Raw genomic sequence first — 19,773 nt, forward strand, 5'->3', positions numbered from 1 at the left:
ACACAGTGTTTAGCTTAATTGCCATGAACACTATTTGTATCGTAAGAAAAGCTGCTTAAAACCCAATCAGGAATTACAAATTACCCAATAAAATTTCCAACAAGGGTCATTTCTTGGTGAAGACTTTTTCAGCGAACTCTACCTAGTATTTTGTAAAGCAAACATATTTAAAACCAAAAACTCAAGTTACTTTTCTACCGCTGGTAGTAGAAGGAAGTACAGAAGCTTTAACTTCTGGTAGTTTTATATGCTCGGCTTGTGGAAGTCTTGCAATTCTAAGAAATTCTTCTTCAACTTCTCTCGCATTAGCAGGTCTATCTATTGGATTTTTTCTTATTAGTCTTGAAATTAAAATTTCTAAATCAGGTGGAATTGTATTATTTAATTTTCTTGGTGACACAGGAGCAACTTCTCTTATCTCAGTCATTTTCTTAATAATGTCAACCGATCCATTATTAGTATTGCCATTAAAAGGTTCTATGCCAGTAAAAATATAACAAAGAGAAACACCAAGTGAATATAAATCAGAACGTTGCTCAAAGTGACCATTTGGTAAGGTTTGCTCAGGAGACATATATGCTGGAGTTCCTACTATAACATTAGATCCAGTAAGTGTTTCTCCTCCTGAATAATCTACAGCACCACCTTTATCTAAATGTGCAAGACCAAAATCACTAAGTTGTGGAATAATTTTTCCGTCTTTCTCTATAAGTAATATATTTGATGGTTTTAGATCCCTATGACAAATTGAATTATCTAAATTGTGTACACTGTATAAAGCATTACAAATGCGAGAAAATATTTCTAACACTTGTATACTGTTTAAAGGCATAGATAATTTAGGTTCTTTAAGTGTTCCCCCATTTGCATATGCCATTACTAAAAAAGGAAGTGCGGTATCAAAATTGTCATCGTACAAAAGTGATATATTCGGATGATTAAGACTTCTTAGAATTTTAGCTTCCCGTTGAAATCTAAGGAAGCTGGATGATGGTTTCAAGCCTGGTCTTATGATTTTTATGGCATATTCCTTATTGGACCCATCTTTTGCAGCTTTGTAAACAACTGCCATTCCTCCAGAACCAATACGTTCTCCTAGTTTGTAACATTGATTTGATGAACTAATTACTACTTCGCCTGTAAGATTTTTTACATCTGGTGTTTCTTGAAGTTGTTCTTTATGTTCAACCGTCTGTGTTTTTGCACCAGGTAACATTGAAGATACAGTTTTTCGAACTACTAATGTAATACTTTTCTCCTCAAGCTTTTACTTAATAAGTTTACTTCAACCTTCTTGCTTTAACATCAAAATGTCATTATAAGTGTTTAAATTTCTTAATTCAAGTTGTTAACCTTGAAAGATAGATTAATTTTCTTTAATCTAAGCCTTTCTTAAAACAGAACAACTCTCAACTTGATAGTCTAGTATATAAAGATTGATTGTAATTTATGTCACCTAGAGTAGAAGGACAAAGCTGGCTGAGTAGCTTACTATACAGTAGGCCTGGAGCAATTGCTATCCGTCCTCAAAAAATAATAGAGATGCTTTTCCCGGGAAGAAATAAAGATAATATTCAAACTATACAAACACCTTCAAGTTCAACAGTTAGTTTTATGCCAGCTACTATACCTTACGTTGAGAATATTCAATCAGCACCACAAAGCCAACAAGAGATATTAATAGCTCTTAAACATACAGCTAAAAATTTACTAAAAGTACGAAGACATGGATTGTTTGCTGATCTTCATTACAATGCAGATCTACTTAAGAGATTTGCTGAGCCAGAAACAAATAAACTTTCACAAGAACTTTCTGAAACATTAACAACATACTGTTTAAGTAATATTGGGTTTATTGATAGTAATGATTTTAATAAAGGAAATACTAAAATTGAATACTCATTTCATCTGGAAATTAATGATGAAGATGGAAAAATACTTAAGGAAGAACTTAGAAGAGGTGTAATCATAACTGAACTCTTTAGAAATAATAAACAACTGGATCTTGATAAATATCTTAAAGTTTTTAATGAAAAATTAAGCTTTGCAGCCAGGTTACTGTATAGAGATATTTTATTTTCACTGCTTATGCAAGTAGACCAAGAGAAATTACAAGCAGCAATTAACGAATTGAAATCTCCTGTAGAGGGTACTTACAATGATATCTCAGCAGAGTTAAAAAATTTAAATCCAGAACATGTAGATGAATATCTTAGATTGTTAAGGGGAGAACAAGCAGAGTTTCTTTTAAAACTAAATGCATATAGAGAAAGTAATACTTTACAAGACCCTCATAATAGTTCAATAAATACTATAGCTACTACTATTGAGACTTCACCTAAAGAATTTAAGGAGACTTTACTAACCTTAAATAGAATAGTAGATTTAGAAGGACTTGGTGCTTTAGATAGACCAAATAGATTGTCTGCTATCTTAGATAAAATACAAAATGATGTAAGAGATTTACATAAAAAAGCTAGTAAAAGTAACTCCCAACAATCCTTTCTTGCTCTTAGTGACACAGGTGAATATGTAGATTCAGAAAAAGAGCAAGCAAATATTTCTCTTATTGAAAGACCTTATAGAACTGTACTTTTAGCTTGTACTATTGCTTATGAAAATGAAAAAAAAATTATAAATGACTTCAGAAGACAAAAAGAAGAACAAGACTTACAAGGTAGAAGAGATTTTGGAAAGAAAGCTGCTGTAGTAGCAGGAGCTGCGACTGTAATAGGATCTGGTGGCTATTTTTTGACTAGATTATTAAGTTCAAATCTTGATTTAAGAGTTCAAAGAATTGAAAAACTTAAAAGTGATATAGATGCTTATACAAAACTTGACTTTGATGAGTTTAGCAAAAGAGCAGCTGTTGAATTAGAAGAACTAAAAAAGAAAAAAGAAGCAGATCCTTATGAAATTTATTTAAATGTTTTATGTGCTTATTTAGAACGTAAGCCAAGTGAGGGAGAGCTAAGAGAAGAAATAGAATACTTCTTACAAAATTTTGATGAGCTAACTAAGAGAAGAAAAGCAAGAGACCCTAAACCTTCAAAAGCTATACTTGAAAAGTATTGCAACAAGCTTATTACTAGCAACCAGATGGCAGATGAAATTCAAGAACTACACTTTTCAAAAATGGATGCGATACCTCATATTTTAGCAAGTTTGCTGTGTGTAAGAGCTATTGAAAAAAGAGATGTTGAAGGAGTTCCTGGAGACTTACTAGAAAAAGGTGTTACTAATAACTTAAGGAATTTATTTAAAGATGATGAATGGAGTACATTATATAGATTAGAAGATAAAACTGCTGCGATTGGACGACCTGTTTATAAGCAAATCACTCCAACAATGGGGGTTTTGATAGGGACTAGAATATGTAAAAAAGGAGGTGGTGGAGGATCACTTGCTAGTTTAATTGAACATCATAGAAAACAAACTCCTCTTCTGCCTATATACGATAATTCCTATATAGCTCGTGTAAAAGTACAATGTACAAAAATGAGAAGAGCGGTTGATGCATATAAAGAAGCTTTGATTGCAAGATATGAAAGCAGCAATGAAATAAAAGAACTAAAAGCATTGCAAAATAAAATTGATATAACAGAAGATCTTAGTGGGATTGAAATAAATATTAATGAAATTATTAATGTTTTAAATAAAAAGAAAGAAGATTTAGCAGCAACAATGCTTGGCATTGAAAGATGTTTAGTTAGATTACATGAAATAGAAACAATGGCAAGTAAGACGGAAGCTATTAGAAAAATACAAGCTAAATCTGCTCAAGGTAAACAAGCTAACTAAATTAGTTAATTATTCTGGTGTAGGTTCTGGTGCAGGTTCTGAAGTAGGTTCTGGTACAGGCCCTGGATCCCCAGTAGGTTCTGGAAGTGGATCAGTAAGAACGATCGACTTACAATCACTGTTGCAACTACAACCTTCTGTTCCATTCAACAAAGAGCCTTCATCACAATCTTCTGGAATTTCTACTATTCCATTTCCACAATCATTTGGAGAAGGTATAGTTGTTATTATTGGTTGAACAGTACAAGTACTAGAGCAACCATCACCTTCTGAATTATTTCCATCATCACATTCTTCTTCAGGGAAGTCTAAAATCCCGTTTCCACAATCTCCAATTGGTTCATTTGCACATATTGAAGAACAGCCGTCATAGTCATAAACATTTCCATCGTCACAATCTTCAGATGACTCAACAAGTCCATTACCACATTCAGGAGTTGTTGAGATAGTTGTAGTGTCTTCTGTAGCAGTAACATCTTCAGCTGTAGTAGTATCTTCAGCTGTAGTAGTATCTTCAGTGACAGAAGCATAACCATATAAAGTAGTAGAGCAATCTTTAGCTTTTAGAGTTAGACCTATAAAACCTATTAATGCCGTTATGAAAAAAGAAAAAAGTATCCTATATAAGTTCATTGTGAACCTCCATTAGTTTTTTATTACTAGTACAAAAGTTCTAAAAGTTTATGTAAGTAGTATCGGAGTATTGAAAACTTTCATGAGTAAAGAAAGAGTTAACCAGAAAGAAATCAACTCCCTGAACTAGATGAAGAAGATGATGGTGAAGATAAAACAGCAAAACCACTTGATGAACTACTAGAACTAGAAGAACTACTTGAAAATAATATTCCAGAGCTGCTTGAACTTGATGAACTAGAACTAGATGATGAACTACTTGAAGATGATCCTTTTAAAAGATCAGCTCCTTCTTGAGGTGCTCCTAAAAATGAATTCCCATCTATTCTTGTACCTGGAGAATATTTTCCAATTGATTTTAAAAACTTATCATGTGGAAAAAGTTGGCTGAAACTTAAATCACCAAGTCTATTGAGTGAGACTCCTTGTAAGTTAGCATTGTCAAATGAGATTTGATCAATTATACGATTGTCACTGGTAGAAATTGTTACTTGTTCTAATCCACTATTGTTTAAACCTAAACTTCCTGTACTTGCAGTTTGAGATTTTATAGATGCTGAAAAATTACTGACACTCCCTCCTCCAAAAACTACTAAAGGTTCATGGCTTTGTAAAATTGTATCTTGAGAAATAATGTGTCTAATCTTGGTATTGTCAGAAATTAATAACCCGCTAATATCTAAGCCAGAGCCAGAAATATTTACTATCTCTATAAACTCATCTTGATCACTTTTAAAAATCCCGTCTTTATTTATATCAAGATTTGGAGCAGCTAAGATTTCATTTATTATTAATTGTTTTGGCTGGACTTTACTTAAAAAGTTTACATTTGCAATAACTTCAATAGTTTTATCCTGAAAGCTAATTTCTATGGTTACTGATCCATTTCCAAGAGGAGTAACTAAGCCATTATTATCAACTTTCACAACATTGCTTTGCCCGCTAATTTTATATGTTGTCTCATTTGTAATATCTTTTTTTTGTCCGTCAGTATATTCAGCAGTTACTAGTAATTGTTGTGATGTTTTATCCTGAAAAATTAATTCTACAGGAGAAACATAAATATCTTTTAATTGTGTCTGTGGGAAAGTAAAATCAGGAATAAGAGTTGGTGCTTGTATTGGGCTTGGCAGGGGAGTTGAATTGGTAATTAAAGCTAGTGGTGGTTCTCCACCTGGTGAAAACAAACTGCCTGTATGTTTTTCAAAACCAGTTAAATCAGATTTTCTTTGCCACGAAGGATCTCCACTTTTACCTGGCGGATATGCAATATAATCAATTGTTTTTTCATTACAAACTAATTCCAATACTTGTCCAGTGTTTAACAAGTTTAATTTTTTATTAATTGTGTCTTTGCCATAAATAACAAAATAAGAATCAGGTTCAATTAAAACTTCTTCTTCAAAATTAAAAACTGGTTTTGTATCTTCACCTGCAAATAACTGACATCCTAAAAGATTTAATTTTTTACCAGTAATATTTTTAAGTTCTACAAACTCATCTTCATTTGATCTTGCAAAGCCGTCCATATTTGCATCTGTAGCTGGAATTAAAGCAGAAGCAAATGGAAAAACTTCATTAATAATAATTTCAGCAAAGCCCGGGGTTTTTAACTTTTCAATTTTTAACTCATCTTTTAAAAGTAAACTGGTTGGTTTCCATATAAAAGAAGCTGTTATTAATTCTTTTTCTTCATCTTGAACTCTATTAATTTGCACATATTCAGTAATGTTAACTGGTTCATTGATATTATTAAAAAATAAATCAACAATGATTTTTCCTTCTACTTGTTTAATCTTAATAGAGTCAGGATTTCCAAACTCAGTATTATACATTTCTAGTTCATGGCTTTGAGCTGAATTAATATATTTTTTTATTTTTGAATTGTATCTTTTATAAAAAGCTTTAATTTTAAATATTCCTTTTGGTAAACTATCTGGCAATTGGATTTTACAAATGTTACTTGTAATGTTTTCTGCTTTTATTTCTTGATTTTCTATTTTAAAAAATAAAAAATCTTTAAGTGAAAAATTTCCATAAATTATTAAAGGCATTTTTGATCTTGCTGAAATAGTATTTGTCTTTTCAATTATTGGTGAAGGAAATGTAATATAGACCGGATAAGTAACTTCTTTACTTTTATAGCCTAAATAATAAGTAAATAATTTTAACTCCCCATTACCCAAGACTATTTTAGGAACTATGAATTCAATTAAATTCTTACTTGCAGCAATTATTCTAATTGGATAATTATTAATCCACAATTTATTAGCTGATTTGGGATTTTCAAAAAAATTCTCACCGATAATTTTTACCTTTTCTCCTGGAATTAAATAATCTGGTTCAATACTATTAATTTTTGGCCCCTTTCCAAGAGATTCAATGCTTGGAACAACAAATGCAATGCATTGTAAAAATGTAAAACTTAAAATTAATAAAACAAAAATATAATTTGCTCTTCTCACACTTACCTCTTACTACTTACCATTTTTCTTTTTTCTATTTCTCTTGAAAACCATCCTCCTGTTCTTGAATCTAATTGACCAGTAAGTTCTGCAACTTCAATTTGTTTAGAAAGTTTTTCTGAAGCTTCTCCAGGAGGATGAAGCAGTGTTTCTAATTGAAGTTTTTTTCTCTGATAATAAATTCTCGTTACATCATCTAGAAGATTTTCTTTTATGTTTGCTGTTAATCTTGCTTGGTTTAAAATTTCTTTAATTTCATCATCATATATAAATTGATTTGTATTCCAAAGAACTGAAAGCTGTTTAAAAGATCTGCCGTCTCTTTGTAGACGAGTAATTCTATCAGCATCAAACTGATTACTTAAGGCAATGTCAGTGGAGATACCTTTTTGAAGCTGATAATAGTCTGTACTTGTACCAGTTGTATTTATATCAAATCCAACTCTTGGGATAATATTTCTTATCCTTGCTTGAGTTCTAAATCTTTTATAATCTTTGTCTGTTGGTAATGATGCAAATTTTAATGCCTGCTTTTGAACTTCTTGTACTGTTGGTTCAATTTCTTCCAGACTTGCAAAATCAGTTTCTACTTTACCTTTTAAAATAATTTCGCCGTTTCGCCCTGTCGCCAGTTCGCCGGTTCGTTTCCTAAACAGTCCTTCATCTGTAGCTGCAAACAAATCATTATCTAACTTAGTAAGCCAGTAAACATTCTTAGAACTTTCTTTAGTTCTAATACCACTGCTTATATCTTTCCATGAATTGGTTTCCTTATCATAAAAATCAATTCCACTAGCACATGCTATGTAAAGTTTCTCATCTGATTGAAACAAGTAAAAAGCTTCTTGCAACCCATCATTATTTTTTTTAATGCCATCTGAAATTTTCTCCCACAATATGTCGTCTTTCTTCTTTCTATAGATACCATTTCCACTAGCTATCCAGGTATTTTCTTCTTTATCTATTAATAAGTGCCTTATGTTAATTCTTCCGTTTGGCAGTGTTTGTATATTGCTTGATATGTTTTGCCAATATAAATTTTTTTTATTTAATAAATAAATTCCATTTGAAGTTCCAAGATATAAATCATCATTATGTTTCAAGCAGTAATATACTTCATAATTCCCAGATAAGTTATCTGGTTCTAGCCCCTGGTTTAATCTCTTACAAGAAAAATCATTAGAATCACAAGTCCAAAAACCATCACTCGTACATAGATAAACATTATCGTTATCCAAGGTCAAGGAATTAACCTCGTTGGATTCAATTTTTGTACTCTCAAAAAATTTCTTCCAATCAGGAGAGTTAATATCTGAGTAATAAGTACCAAAACTTGTTGCTATAAAAATTTTTTTACTAGTCTCATCTATATGAATCCAATTTACAGATGAATTACCAGTAGGATCTTTTAATAATTGATTTGAACCAAAATCATTCCAACTCTTCCCTTTATCCTCGCTTACTAGTACACCATTACCAGTTCCAATAAAAATTAATTCATTATACACACCAATGCTTTTTACAATTCGCTGACGAGGCTGATAAAGAAGCTCCCAATTAATTTCACTATATGCTTGTAAAGGCAGAGAGAATAAAAGAAGTAAAAATAAAAAGCACTTTTTCATAGACCAAACAATGTACTATATTTAATGTTGAAAGCATGTAACCAAAAGTTACATGCTTTATCTTTTTGTAACCAGGGGTTACAAAAATTGATAAAAAATATTTAAGGTTTATAGTTTAAGTTAAGATTATGTTAATAACATGTCAATCTTTTTTAAGACTTTACTTTTATATCTATAGAACAGGATGAAATATGATTGAACTTACAAGGAATATAAGTTCTACAAGTGAAACTACTCCAATATCAGCAGGACTAGTTCAGCTAAAACATCTTAACGGCAGTTCAACTTTTATTACTGATCCAGAAGGGAGCAAAATTGAAATTAAAACAACTGAAGATGGTACAAAAATAGTTTTTAGCAAGGATGAAGAAGGCAAAACTTTAGCAATTGAAGAAAGAGCAAATGGTACAAGACTTTATCATATATCCAGTGATAGTACAGGTTTACCAAGTACTCATGAAATTAGATCTGATCAAACAGAAATTGTTTACTTCTATAACTCTACTGGTTGCTTGGAACATTTAGTAGAACTTAAACCAAATGGTGACAGAATAAGCACAATCATTGGTTCGAACAAAGCAATTTACTCTATAGAACAAAGACAAATTGGAGGCACTCTCTTTACAGGATGGTTACACATAGGTAGTGAAACAAAAAGAGGAATTGTATGGTTGCATCCAGATGGTGAAGTAAGTACCCGGGGAGATGAGACTGTTATAGCTGATTTACTTAAAAAGTTTTCCAGATTTCTTGACGGTGTGTCTGTGTAAAACGTAAAATCCGATAGAAATTGGGTTCTATCGGCCTCCTTGCAAAAATCCCGCTCTTTCTGACAAATGTACTTTAGAAAGGGCGGGATTTTTGTTATCATATTTCTTCTGTGGAGGAATACATATGCGATTAGCAATTTTAACAGGTGGTGGTGACTGTCCTGGTCTTAATAACGTTATAAGAGCAGTTTTATTTCAAGCAATTAAAAAATATAACGATGAAGTTTTTGGATATTTATACGGTTGGAAAGGTCCTATTAATAATTTAATAAAACCATTAACGCTTGCCAATGCTGAAGGAATATTTAACCAAGGTGGAACTATTATAAAAAGTTCACGAACAAATCCATATAAGGTAGAAGGTGGGCCAAAAAAAGTAATTGATAATTTAAAATTAAATAAAATTGATGCTCTAATTGCTGTAGGTGGAGAAGACACTTGTGGGGTTGCACATAAATTATTTTCTGATTTTAAAGCACCAATAATTTGTGTACCAAAAACAATTGATAACGATTTAAATGCTACTGATCAAACATTTGGTTTTGATACTACAATTTCAATTGTCTGTGATGCATTAGATAGATTACACACTACTGCAAAATCACATGATCGTGTCTTAATTCTTGAAGTAATGGGGCGTCATGCAGGCTGGATTGCAACAATAGGAGGAATTGCAGGAGCAGCAGATTATATTCTTATACCTGAAGAAAGTTTCGATATTGACAAAGTAGCTAATGCTATTAAGAAAAGAAAACAAGAAGCAGGTTATGCAATTATAGTTATTGCAGAAGGTGCTAAATTTTCAAGTGAAGAAATTTTAAAAGATGAAGAAAAAGATGCATTTGGACATGTAAAATTAGGCGGGATTGGAGACAGGCTTGCAAAAGCACTTGAAGCAAAAACTGGTTTTGAAACAAGAGCAATGTCACTTGGACATATTCAAAGAGGTGGCTCACCTACTGCATATGACAGGGTTCTTGGCACTAGATATGGACTTCATGCTGTAGATCTTGTACACAAGAATAAATTTGGAAGAATGGTTTCACTTCAAGGGAATAAAATAGTTGATGTAGATATAAAAGATGCTGTTGAAACTTTAAAAACAGTAGATAAAGAATTATATGAACAAGCTAAAATTTTCTTTGGAGACGAGGTAAAGGTTGTAAGTAAATTCATATAGTGTTATCCTAAATTTGTAAGATCAATTGTAAGGTTTGACGATAATTAATTGTAAGGTAGTTTCTCTATTGCCACCTCAGGTCTTTCAAAATCATTCCTATAATAATATCCAATTCCTACATCGCTAAACTGTACTTTTCCAGTTCCATTTTTTACACTTATTACAAAAGGTTTGTTAATTGATTGATTTCTTGGCAAGTCAAACAAAAATACTGGCGTATGACCAACGATTTGATAAACATTGTCTGGAATATCTATTTCAAGTTCAGTTGGAAAAATATTTAGTATAGGTGATCCTGTTCTTCGCCATATAAAAGAAGTACTAATATCATTCTTCTTCTTATATATATTAAACAAAGGATCTTCATTAAATGATCCCATTATTGCCTTCCAATCATATTTTCTATCCTTTTTATTCTCACAAAATAAATCATAAGCATATTGCCCATGTTGTTTAAGTTTTTCATTTAAAGCATTTGCAAAATCCAAAATGTCAGTGTTTTTGTCTAAACCCAATTGAGTAAAATCATCATTAATAATATAACTGTGGACATACAATGTATTGCCATCAACATATGCTGCTAATATTTTTCCATCTGCAATTTTTTTTAATATATTTCCTGTAATTTGAAAGTTATTTGAAATATCTTTTATAGAATCCTGGGAAGGGAAAATTACAGGATAATCATTGGCATCTCTTTCAAAAAAAGCTAGTTCGTGATTTCCAATCAACCTATAAATCTCGACTTTGTTTTTAATCTGATTATTTAACCAAAAATCAATCACATCTGAATCGGGAGCTCTATCATAAAAATCACCAAGAAAAACATATTTGAATTTTTTCTTGAGATCTAAATTATTTTCTAAAACCCCATGCTTGTATAAAGTAATCATTAAGTGAACAAAATCACCATGGACATCAGGTACATAAATAGTAGGAGCATTGCATGCAACGTCCCTGTGATCAATTGCCTTTAAGTATTCAATAAGTTTTTCAAATAATATTCTTGCTTTTTCTCTTATGCTTTCATTATTTGCATAAGGCATTTCTGCTGCAATTTGAAAACTCATTTTGTAAGCTCGCCCTTTCGCCGTTACGCCGGCTCGCCGATACGTTCACTTATCTCCTTAATAACATTTTCTGCAATCACAATTCTTTGTATCTCTGATGTTCCTTCATATATTTCAGTGATCTTTGCATCTCTTAAAAATCTCTCGGCATCATACTCTGTAGTGTAACCGTATCCACCAAGAATTTGTACACATTTATTTACTGCTTTTGATGCTAGTTCACTACAAAATAGTTTTGCTTCCGCAGCCTGACAAGTAAATTTTAATCCTAAATCATGTAGATTTGCTGCCTTATAAGTTAATAGTCTTCCTGCTTCAATTTCAGTAGCAAGTTCTACAAGCATAAATTGAATTGCTTGGAAATTAATTATTTTTTTACCAAATGCTTCTCTGGATTTTGCATATGAACTTGCTAAATCATAACTTGCTTGTGCTATTCCTAATGCTTGAGCAGCAATACCAATCCTTCCTCCATCTAGTGTGATCATTGCTATCTTAAAACCATCACCAACATTTCCTAATAAATTTTCTTTTGGTACTTTTACATTGTCAAGAATTACTTGGCACGTTGCACTTCCTCTTATACCTAATTTATCTTCAGGTTTTCCAAAAGATACGCCAGGTATATTTTTTTCTACAACAAATGCACTTACACCTTTATATGAGGGCAATTCATGAATTGCCCCTGCAGGATTTGTTTGTGCAAGGATTAAATAAACATCAGCTATAGATCCATTTGTAATCCATGCCTTAGTACCATTTAAAATAAAATGATCACTTTTTTCATAAGCTTGTGTAAGCATTGCTGCAGCATCAGATCCATTTCCCGGCTCAGACAAACAAAATGCTCCTAAATATTCACCACTAGCTAATTTTTTTAAATACTTTTCTTTAAGAAAAGTAGAACCAAACTTTGCAATGGGCACAGCACATAATGAAAGATGTGCAGCTATAATAACGCTTGTAGTTGCACATACTTTTGCAAGTTCTTCAATTACAATTGCATATGAAATATAATCTAATTCACTACCACCATATTCTTCTGGAAGAGTAAGTCCTGTTATTCCAAGTTTTGCAAGCAAGTCAAAATTTTCTTTTGGGAATCTATGAGACTTATCTATTTCTCTTGCTTTTTCTTTAAAGTTTTCTTCTGCTACTTCATGAATTGTTTTACGAAGAAGCTCTTGTTCACTTGTAAGTTTAAATGTTTGAATTTGTTTTTCAAGAAGTTGTTTCATTTTTGATTTTTTCTTTTAATAACTTCTTTAGCTGCCTTAGCAATATTTTCTTTAGTTAATCCATAATGTATAAGTAATTCATCTGCTTTACCACTTTGACCAAATTGATCTTGGACTCCAATTTTTTTTATTGGCACAGGAAAATGTTCAACTACTAGACTGCTAATTGCATCACCTAACCCCCCATGAATATTATGTTCCTCGCAAGTTACAGCACAGCTTGTTTTTTGTACACTACTTAAAATTGTTTCATTGTCTAAAGGTTTAATAGTAGAAACATTTATAACTTCAGCACTTATTCCTTCTTGTTCTAACAATTCTTGTGCCCATAAAGCTCTGCTTAACATTACACCATAAGCAAATATTGATACATCAATTCCGCTTTTTATAACTTGTGCTTTTCCTATTTTAAATTCAAACTTTTTTTCATCAAATAATACTGGTACGTTTGATCTTCCTAATCTCATGTAAACAGGACCAAAAAATTCACTAATTGCATAAGTAGCAAGTTTTGCTTCAACTGCATCAGCAGGTACAATAACAGTCATTTGAGGAATTGCTCTCATTATTGCAATGTCTTCTATCATTTGATGTGAAGCCCCGTCTTCTCCAACTGTTAGTCCAGCATGACTTGCACAAATTTTTACATTGAACTGATTATTACATACAGAGTTTCTAATTATTTCCCATGCTCTTCCACATGCAAATATTGCAAAACTACTTGCAAAAGGTATTTTACCTGTGCTTGCTAAACCTGCTGCTATTCCAATCATATTTTGTTCGGCAATTCCAACATTAAAAAATCTATCTGGGAATTCTTTAGCAAAAAATTTGGTTTGTGTAGAACTACACAAATCAGCATCTAATACAACAATATTTGTATTTTCTCTACCAAGCTCAGCTAGTGCTTTCCCATATGCTACTCGAGTTGCGATTGATTCTTTTTTTTCTGTCATGATTGTTGCCATATTCTTTTGGGCAGGATAAATCCTGCCCCTACATTTCTATGCAGAATCGATTTCTTTTAATGCCTTCTCCAATTCTTCATCGTTTGGTGCTACACCATGCCACTTTACTTGATCTTCCATGAAAGAAACACCTTTTCCTTTTACTGTGTGTGCAATTATTACACAAGGTCTATGTTCTTCTGGTCCAATACTTTGTGTTTTTAAAATCGCATCATAAATTTGATTTAAATCATGCCCATCAATTTCTTGAGTATGCCAACCAAATGCTTCATATTTTTTAGCAATTGGTTCTAGTGCCATTGTTTCTTCAGTCCAGCCATCAAGTTGAATTCTATTTCTATCAACTATTGCTGTTAAATTCTCAAGATGATAATGACTAGCAGACATTATTCCTTCCCATGTAGATCCTTCTTGTAATTCACCATCACTTTGAAGTAAATAAATTCTGTTGTTTAGTTTATCAAGCCTGCATCCAAGTGCCATTCCTATTGCATTTGAAGTACCATGTCCAAGAGAGCCAGCAGACACTTCAATTCCAGGTACTCTTAATCTGTCTGTATGCCCTTGATATGGTGAACCTAATTTTCTAAATGTTAAAAGATCATCTCCTTTATAATAACCACATTTTGCAAGGATCGAATAAACAAGAGGTGTTGCATGTCCTTTACTGATTACAACTCTATCTCTACTTAGCCAATTAGGGTTTCTTGGATCATGTTTCATAATTGTAAAATACAATACTGCTAAAATTTCAGTTGCAGAAAGTGATCCACCTGGATGGCCTGAAGCTGCAGCATGAGTCATTTGAAGAATCGTCTTGCGTAAATCTTTACAAGTTTCTTTGAGTTCACTTAGTTTTTCAGGTGAAAGAGACATGAAGTTATTTTAACAGTTTAGAGTCATGACCACGTCCTCAACTTCATAACATCTCTAACTTTTTCTAAAGTTTGCTTTACTACTTGTCTTGCTTTTTTATTTCCAATGTTTAATATTTCAAGTACATCTTTATCTTTTGGCATTGCTTCTCTTTTTTTTCTAACTTCTGACAAAGAAAGATTTATTAATCCAGCTAATCTTGTTTTACAATTCACACAACCAATCTTTGCACCTCTACATTCATCCTGAACAACTTCTAACATTTTTTTGTCAGCAAAAATTTCATAATGTTTATATGCTACTTGACAATCATTTGGTTCTCCCTTGTCTGTTATTTTTATTTTCTTCGGGTCTGTTATCATTTGTAAAACTTTTTTCTTTGTTACTTCTTCACTGTCAACTAGTTTTATGTCATTGTTTAATGATTTACTCATTTTATGTCCATCAATTCCTAAAACAGAAGGAGTTTCAGTTAAAAGAGATTTTGGTTCAAGGAAAAGATCTGTTTTGTAAATGTGATTAAATCTTCTTGCAATATCACGGGAAAGTTCAAGATGTGCAACCTGATCTTTACCTACAGGAACAAGCTCACCAAGCACACTTAAGATATCTGCTGTCTGCAGTACAACATATCCTAGTAAACCATAAGTAACTTCTTCTTGTGCTTTTCTTTCATCTTCTGCAAGTAATCTAACCATATCTTTTAAAGTAGGATCACGCTCAACCCAGTTTTGATAAGTAACCATACTTAAAAGTAAATGTAGTTCTGCTACTTCAGGTATTGCAGATTGAACATATAAAGTAGACTTATTTGGATCAACCCCACTTGAAATAATATCTTTTGCTACTTCAATAATGTCACTTTGAAGTTCTTTAGTTTCCTTATATTTAGTTGTAAGTGTATGCCAGTCAGCTATAAAATAAAAACACTCATGTTCATCTTGTAATTTTGCCCAGTTACAAAGAACACCTAAATAATGCCCAATATGAAGTGAACCAGTTGGTCTTATTCCTGAAAGTAACCGTTTTTTTAGCACATGGACATTATATTACATTTTCCTATGTTCCAATGCTGGCAAATTGTTTCTAATTTTTTTAAAATAGTTTAAATCAATGTCAGCAAATATAACTGCTTCACCATTTGCAGGTCCTTCAGCTAATACTTTTCCCCAAGGGTCAACAATTAAACTATGCCCATAAGTTTTTATTCCACTAGAACCTACACCTGCTTGATTTGGTGCAATTACATATGAAAGATTTTCAATTGCTCTTGCTTTTACAAGTGTATGCCAATGTGCTTCACCTGTAGGTTTTGTAAAAGATGAAGGTATACACAAAATATGTACACCTTTATTTGAATAATAACGATAAAGTTCAGGAAATCTTAAATCATAACAAATACTCATTCCAATTTTCATATTTCCAATTTTTACAAGAGTTGGCTTTTCACCTGCTAAATTTCTTTTTGATTCTAATATTTCTTTTCTTCCTAGTTTAATATCAAAGAGATGAATCTTTCTGTATTTTGCAACAATTTTTCCTTGTGGGTTAATCAGCACAGATGTGTTAAAGGGCAGATCACGACCTGCTCCTACAGATTCCATCAAACTTCCAACCAAAACCCATTTCTTATATTTTTTTGCAAGACTTGAAATAAAATTTGTTGAATATCCTGGTATTTTTTCGGCTTGTAAAGTAGCTTCTTTTAAATCTCCTCTAAAATTAAAAACCTCTGGAAGAACTATAAAGTTTACTTTTTTCTTAGCAGCTGAAACAATTAATTTTTTAGCTTGTTCAAGATTTTTTTCTTTATCTTGACCGCTTGTCATTTGGATTGCAGCAATTTTTAGTTTAGTCATAATTTAGATCATTTTTATAACGCTATTTCAATTATAGGATTTGTCCGGTTTATTCGGCAAATCCGATCCACCGAAAGGAATCTACCAACGGAAGCTGCAGCTTGTCTGCAGCATTATAAAAAAAAGAAGTTCCTCATAAGCCGGGTTCTGTTTATGCAGTCATCTATCTAGGAGTATCGTCACCAATACCCTCAAGCGGCATGAGCAAAATTGAGCAGCGGGCAACTGTAGTTCAATTTTATACTTTAGCCTTGCATCTTTAGTGGGGTTTACCTAAGATCGTAGTCACCTACAAACTTGGTGAGCTCTTACCTCACCGTTGCACCCTTACTGGATAGAGACACGATTAATCGCGTCTCTATCCAGCGGTCTTCTTTTCTGTGGCACTTTCCTCACACTCACATGCACTTCGCATTACGAAGCAACCAGCCCTATGATGCCCGGACTTTCCTCCCTAAAATAATTAAGGTAACTGCTTGAGGAACTTCATAAATATTATATCTTAAATACTACTAATGATAATTTTCGTTTTTGTTGTAAACAAGAAATTTCTTATCAAAATAATTCTCTTGGAGTAGTGGCATCCCTTTTATTTGTTTTATTAGGTTTACCCTTAGTGACTTTTATCATGCTCATGGGTAAAGTTAATTAGTACATTAAAACCATGGGTGGGTAATTTAGTTTTAATTAAGGAGAAAAAGATGAAAAAATTATTTTCAATAATAACAATACTTATATTTGTTATTAACTATTGTTTGGTGTTTGATGAAGCTTTTGCTGCAAAGAAAAAACCAAAAGCTAAAAGCGGATCAACATTAACACTTAAATCGCGTGATGGATCAAATATTATTTATGGCAGTGTTTTAAATTCAAAAGAAAATGAAATTAAAGCTAAATTATCAGGAAAGATCCTGACTGCAATTAGAAAAGAAGGACTTGAAAATATAACTGTTACTTTAACCAAACTAGCTAATGCAGGTGAAACAAGCAATATATATACTCTGAATCCTTCAGAAAGTTTAGACTTGTTTGGAAAGTTTTTAGTTATAAATTTGCTTGCTTCATTAACTGATGTTGCTGGATCCACTTATACAGCAGGTGCATTGCCAGAAGGAAATTATGAACTGTCTATTACAGCAGGAGATGTAACTGCAAAAGGACAAATTGAATATGCACCTCCAACAGTATTAGTAGGTAATGTTACAAGCGATGCTGGTTGTTCAGGAGGTACTCAAGTAGTAAAAGATTTATCAGGTAGTCCACTTAGTAGAACAGTTGCACTTGCAAATTGTACTTATTTTAATGAAGTACCTGCTAACAGAGTAGATGATACTAAAAAAGCAAGAAAACTTTTACATCAAGAAACTACTGGTGATTCTACAGAACCTTCAGCTGATGTACCAGATGCACCGCCAGCAGAAGATAATACACCAATAGCAATATCTGAAGCAATAGTTACTACAGAAGAAGGAGGAATTGATACAGTAAAAGCTCCTGTTGAATTAGACCCTGAACAAAATGGTGATGTACAGTATGATATTAATTCTTCTACCACAGCAGATGTTGACAATGCGCTTTTAGCTGGTGATGAAGAATTAATTGAAGAAATTTTACAAGGAGAAGTTGATCCAACTAAACTCACTGAAGAAGAAGACATAATTGGTGGTATAGTTGGTGAAATAGAAGAAGAAGACGAAGACTTTAGACCAGATCCATCTTGTGGACCTAAAGTAATTGCTCTTCTTGACAGTGTTTCAGAAAAACCAACTAAAGAAGAACTTTTAGAATTTGCAAACAAAGTAATTGCTGCAATTGAAGGTGATTTTAAATCATGTGTTCCAAAATTTGTTTCAGAAAAAATAGTACCTGCAATTAAAAATAAAGGGGATGCTGCTTTAATTGCTTTTGCAAAAGAATTTATTTTCCATGCAGAAGAAATGGAAGGAGGACCTGGTGGTCCAGATCCAGAAAGAATTTGTCCTGAGATTGAAAGAGGACTTGCATTCCTTAAAGGATGTAAAGGTAGATTTTGTCCTCCACCTCCATGCTTCCCTGAAGAAATTAGAAAAATTTGTCCTTCACTAGCTTCGTTCCCAGTTGGCAAATGTCAAGAAGGTCCGAAAGCATGCGGGTTAAAAGGACCTCCTCCTGGTTTTGGCCCAGGCGGTCCCGGCTTTGGTCCAGGTGGTCCTGGTTTTGGTCCAGGCGGTCCTGGTTTTGGTCCGGGTGGTCCTGGGTTTGGCCCTCCAGGTGGTGAGTTTGCTGGTCCTGGATTTGGACCTCCTCCTGGCTTTATGAGATTAGCTCAACAAACAAGTGATGAACCTGAGGATGGTTGCATTGACTTTAAACCACCTGAACCTCCAAACTTTTGTGCACCATGTGAATCAGATGATGACTGTCATGGTCCAAAAGCAGGGGACCAAGATCCAAATGCAGAATGTGATTTACCAACTATTGCTTGTGTAACATCTTCTGACTTTGATGGCAATGAAAAGAAAGTTTGTCATCTAAATGGAAAACCAAAAGATCCGTATACATGTAGAGAATTCCCAGGACCAGATCCTGCGCAACAATGTTTTGGTCCTCCACCTCCATTTGTATGTGGAATTGGCCCAGACGGTGCTTTAGAAAGTAAAGCCAATAACTACGGCAGATTTGATAAACGTTGTTGTGATTTTGGGCCTAGATTTGGCCCTGGTGGATTTGGCGGCCCTGGTGGTGGACCACGCTTTAAGGTTGCACTCCAAACTACAGGAGACGATGGTGGTCTGACTGGGTTTTGTGATGAGGTGATGAAACAAAAATGTGGCCCAGGTGGTGATCCTTCTCTTCAAGACAACAGATGTTCAAAAACACTTGAACCATGTAGTAACTCTGGAGGATTTAGCGGAGGCCCTGGATTTGGTCCTAGTGAACCTGGCTTCGGACCTAGTGGTCCTGGCTTTGGCCCTGGTGGCAGACCTGGTAGGCCTGGTAAACCTCATAGACCAGTTGGCGATTGTATAAGGCAAAAACTTTGTGAGGATGTAAATAGTAACTTTGCACAAGGCGAACTTGGTAAAGTGTTACAAGACAAGTACGAATCAATTAAACAGCAATGTCTATCTGAATCCAACAACCAAGATCAACCTGGTGATGAAGACTTTGGTACAGGATTTGGTATGGGTTTTGGACCTAATACTTCAGGAGGTCAATTCGGTCCTGGCGGTTTTGGACCTAATACTTCAGGAGGTCAATTTGGTCCTGGCGGTTTTGGACCTAATACTTCAGGAGGTCAATTTGGTC

Annotated in this window: 14 protein-coding genes and 1 other RNA gene; 4 read left to right on the top strand and 11 right to left on the bottom strand. The window is 33.3% G+C overall.

Annotation, left to right across the window (positions count from 1 at the left end):
* Positions 1–181 precede the first annotated feature (181 nt).
* Positions 182–1,216, bottom strand: a complete 1,035-nt coding sequence (locus HYY52_03450) for a serine/threonine protein kinase (GenBank protein ID MBI2995744.1) — start codon at positions 1,214–1,216, stop codon at positions 182–184.
* A 233-nt stretch (positions 1,217–1,449) separates the two neighbouring features.
* On the opposite strand from HYY52_03450, the gene HYY52_03455 reads away from it, so the two are divergent.
* The gene (locus HYY52_03455) at positions 1,450–3,801 is read left to right on the top strand and encodes a hypothetical protein (protein ID MBI2995745.1); all 2,352 of its coding nucleotides are present in this window, start codon (positions 1,450–1,452) and stop codon (positions 3,799–3,801) included.
* Between the two features lie 9 nt (positions 3,802–3,810).
* On the opposite strand, the gene HYY52_03460 is transcribed toward HYY52_03455, so the two are convergent.
* From HYY52_03460 to HYY52_03470, 3 genes are all read right to left on the bottom strand, one after another.
* Complete coding sequence (locus tag HYY52_03460; protein ID MBI2995746.1) at positions 3,811–4,434, bottom strand: DUF4215 domain-containing protein; 624 nt, start codon at positions 4,432–4,434, stop codon at positions 3,811–3,813.
* Between the two features lie 113 nt (positions 4,435–4,547).
* The gene (locus HYY52_03465) at positions 4,548–6,899 is read right to left on the bottom strand and encodes a lamin tail domain-containing protein (protein ID MBI2995747.1); all 2,352 of its coding nucleotides are present in this window, start codon (positions 6,897–6,899) and stop codon (positions 4,548–4,550) included.
* 2 nt (positions 6,900–6,901) lie between these two features.
* Positions 6,902–8,524 carry a hypothetical protein gene (locus HYY52_03470; GenBank protein MBI2995748.1) on the bottom strand — a complete coding sequence of 541 codons (1,623 nt, stop codon included), beginning with the start codon at positions 8,522–8,524 and terminating at the stop codon, positions 6,902–6,904.
* A gap of 191 nt (positions 8,525–8,715) precedes the next feature.
* Between HYY52_03470 and HYY52_03475 the strand changes: the two genes are divergently transcribed.
* Both HYY52_03475 and HYY52_03480 read left to right on the top strand, forming a co-directional pair.
* Positions 8,716–9,294 (top strand): hypothetical protein, encoded by a 579-nt coding sequence (locus HYY52_03475; GenBank protein ID MBI2995749.1) that lies wholly within the window; start codon positions 8,716–8,718, stop codon positions 9,292–9,294.
* Between the two features lie 124 nt (positions 9,295–9,418).
* Positions 9,419–10,474, top strand: coding sequence for a 6-phosphofructokinase (locus HYY52_03480; GenBank protein ID MBI2995750.1), 1,056 nt, complete (start codon positions 9,419–9,421; stop codon positions 10,472–10,474).
* A gap of 44 nt (positions 10,475–10,518) precedes the next feature.
* Here the strand turns inward: HYY52_03480 and HYY52_03485 are convergent, their stop codons facing one another.
* From HYY52_03485 to rnpB, 7 genes are all read right to left on the bottom strand, one after another.
* Positions 10,519–11,544 carry a metallophosphoesterase gene (locus HYY52_03485; GenBank protein MBI2995751.1) on the bottom strand — a complete coding sequence of 342 codons (1,026 nt, stop codon included), beginning with the start codon at positions 11,542–11,544 and terminating at the stop codon, positions 10,519–10,521.
* Between the two features lie 23 nt (positions 11,545–11,567).
* A complete protein-coding gene (locus HYY52_03490) occupies positions 11,568–12,782 on the bottom strand; it encodes an acyl-CoA dehydrogenase (GenBank protein ID MBI2995752.1) in 1,215 nt (404 codons plus the stop codon).
* A complete protein-coding gene (locus HYY52_03495; GenBank protein ID MBI2995753.1) occupies positions 12,779–13,738 on the bottom strand; it encodes a transketolase family protein in 960 nt (319 codons plus the stop codon). The genes HYY52_03490 and HYY52_03495 overlap by 4 nt, the downstream gene beginning before the upstream one ends.
* Before the next feature lie 48 nt (positions 13,739–13,786).
* Positions 13,787–14,626 (bottom strand): transketolase, encoded by an 840-nt coding sequence (locus tag HYY52_03500; GenBank protein ID MBI2995754.1) that lies wholly within the window; start codon positions 14,624–14,626, stop codon positions 13,787–13,789.
* A gap of 23 nt (positions 14,627–14,649) precedes the next feature.
* Complete coding sequence (gene trpS / locus HYY52_03505; protein ID MBI2995755.1) at positions 14,650–15,663, bottom strand: tryptophan--tRNA ligase; 1,014 nt, start codon at positions 15,661–15,663, stop codon at positions 14,650–14,652.
* Positions 15,664–15,675: 12 nt separating this feature from the next.
* Positions 15,676–16,485, bottom strand: coding sequence for a carbon-nitrogen hydrolase family protein (locus HYY52_03510; protein MBI2995756.1), 810 nt, complete (start codon positions 16,483–16,485; stop codon positions 15,676–15,678).
* Between the two features lie 121 nt (positions 16,486–16,606).
* Positions 16,607–16,973, bottom strand: an RNA gene (rnpB, locus tag HYY52_03515) — RNase P RNA component class A.
* A gap of 213 nt (positions 16,974–17,186) precedes the next feature.
* Here rnpB and HYY52_03520 point away from each other — a divergent pair.
* On the top strand, positions 17,187–19,773 hold a 2,587-nt coding region (locus HYY52_03520; protein ID MBI2995757.1), incomplete at its 3' end, for a hypothetical protein.

Source organism: Candidatus Melainabacteria bacterium (assembly GCA_016193285.1).
In the GTDB taxonomy this organism is placed as follows: domain Bacteria; phylum Cyanobacteriota; class Vampirovibrionia; order 2-02-FULL-35-15; family 2-02-FULL-35-15; genus JACPSL01.